Annotated in this window: 2 protein-coding genes; both read right to left on the bottom strand. The window is 58.0% G+C overall.

All coding sequences use genetic code 11. The features are described from left to right. On the bottom strand, positions 1-1,257 hold a 1,257-nt coding region (locus GY937_19930; protein MCP5058979.1), incomplete at its 3' end, for a site-specific DNA-methyltransferase. After that, on the bottom strand, positions 1,254-1,907 hold the full coding sequence (locus GY937_19925; protein ID MCP5058978.1) for a DNA cytosine methyltransferase: 654 nt from the start codon (positions 1,905-1,907) through the stop codon (positions 1,254-1,256). The genes GY937_19930 and GY937_19925, both read right to left, overlap by 4 nt. Between the last annotated feature and the right edge of the window lie 288 nt (positions 1,908-2,195).

Below are 2,195 nucleotides of genomic sequence, written 5' to 3'. Positions count from 1 at the left end.
GAGTGTAGCAGATGATGCTACTTGTAGAAACATTCCTACTCGTTGCAAGGCTAGGTCGTAGTTGCGTTCGTCGAGGTCGATGCCGATGGCGTCGCGGCCTAGCCCGGTAGCTACTTCGAGTGTTGTCCCTGATCCTGCGAATGGGTCTAGGACGATTCCGTTACGCCAATCTTGGTGACCGCAATCAGACCAACCGACCGTCTCGGCCTGGCGGACGACTGACGTGTTGGCCCCGTCGTCCCGTAGGTGCTGGTTGACGCCATCGGCTGGGCGCTCTCCGTCCAGCATGGTTAGGCGTGCGGGTATCCGGTCTGTGTCTGTGCGCATGTATTCTGGTTCGCTGGTGATACGTTCGCTGGGTTTCCCACACTGGCGGCATACCCGCTGAGGTACCATCGACCTAATCGGAACATCCAACAGTTTCCGTGGCCAGGTCGCATAATGCGACCCTTTGTACGGTTGAGTAGGGATCACCCAATAATCCAACGGAGGAGCACCAGCAGGATCAGGCACTTGCTCTCGCTCCGTGTTCTTGCGGGCGCGACCAGTTCTGTCGAACTCACGATTGGCGATCGTAGGCTTCTCGTTGCTGTAATCCCTGGCGTGTGGTTGTCGTACTGCGTCGAGGTCGAAGAACCGCTTCGAGTCCTTAGCGAAGATCATCAACTCAGTCGTTGCCGGCCGGTACTTGTCACCCAACGCCCCAACCGGCGGATTCGGACGACACCACCTGACCACATTACGCAGACGCCACGGCTCTGTCTCGCGGCCGGTGTGGGGGTTACGGCCATACACCATCGTCCACCTAACCGTCTCAGGAACCAACGACAACGACTTAGCCAACGGCCACTGGTCACTACGCCCGGCACGAGACGGTCGGTCGTTGTCCGGTAGCCCTGCTGCTGCCCGTTTCACTGCGGAGCCACTGAATTTGGCTTGGCCTTCGCGTAGTCCGTTCTCGTTGTAATCCCCACCAGCACCACCCGACCCCGCAAACGTATCCCCCAACTCGAGCGCGATGCTGCCGTGTGGAGCCAACACCCGGCGGCATTCCTCAACCACCAACATCAACGAATCCACAAACTCACCCGGCGTAGCCTCCGACCCCATCTCACGGCCCTTATCAGGATGGTCAGATGGCAAATACGAACGGAGCGCCAGAAACGGCGGCGATGACAGTACGAGGTCGACTGATTCGTCAGGGAACGACTTGAGTGTTTCGAGAGTGTCGCCGATATGCCAAGTAGCGTCACTCATAGTTGCGCCTCGTGTAGCAGGAATTGGGTGCCTATGTATTCTGTATATGCCGGTGGGATCGCTTCTCGTATCTGGTGCCAGTCGTCGGTCCAGTCGATTCCTAACGCTTCCTGTCCCTCTTTGACTGATGACCAGGCGTGGAGTTTGGTTCCGTCGGCTCGTGTCCATAGGCGTCGTCCGTCGGGTTTTCCGTATACGGCTATGGTGTCGCGGTCTTGGGGGTGGTTGCAGTGGAGTCCCCATACCGGAAACGATGTTTCAAATAGGCGATGACGGCGCAGGTTGAGGCCGAACGATGTCCCGCAAAGTGTCACCCCGTCAAGGCCGGAGCCTATGACGTTTTCTATCGCATAGGGTTGGTCGGCGTGTGTGCCGTAGGTAATTAGGGCTCGAGTTTCGTTGAGTAGTCGGGGTTCTTTAGATCCGAACCGGTTCGCCATCGGTGTGTATCCTTGGCATGGCGGGGATGCGTGTATCATGTCGAATGGGCCTAGGCTCCACCAATACGGGTCTAGGGCGTCGGCTTCTATGAACTCAAAAGGGTAGTCAGGTTGAGGCGTGGTGTCGATACCTATGATTTCGTCAAAGCCGGCTTGGTGGTATCCCATTGCCGCACCGCCGGCACCGCAGTACAGGTCTAGCAGTTTCATGGTTGCGGGTCTGGTCCGTAGGCTGCCATCTCTGCCTCTGCTTTGTGTGCTGCGAGTAGGGATTGCATGGCGGATAGTTGCTGCCGTCTGGCCCGGACTGCTTCGCGGGCGGCGTTGTGCATAGCGTCGGCCATGTTACGGGCTCCGCGTTCCTTCGTGCAAAGCGAGTCTACTTTGGCGCGGCGATAATCGACAGTGCCTTCCGACTGTGCAAGGTATGCGGTGGATTTCGCTGCCCGGTAGGTGTCCTCAGCTATAGCGTACTCTTTGCCGTAGGCGACTAGAGCG

Source organism: bacterium, assembly GCA_024228115.1.
Classification (GTDB): Bacteria; Myxococcota_A; UBA9160; order UBA9160; family UBA6930.
This window is presented reverse-complemented; position numbering and strand designations above follow the sequence as displayed.

Coding starts and splice junctions, on each gene's coding strand:
- GY937_19925 (MCP5058978.1), bottom strand. CDS start 1,907: ATGAAACTGCTAGACCTGTACTGCGGTGCCGGCGGTGCGGCAATGGGA.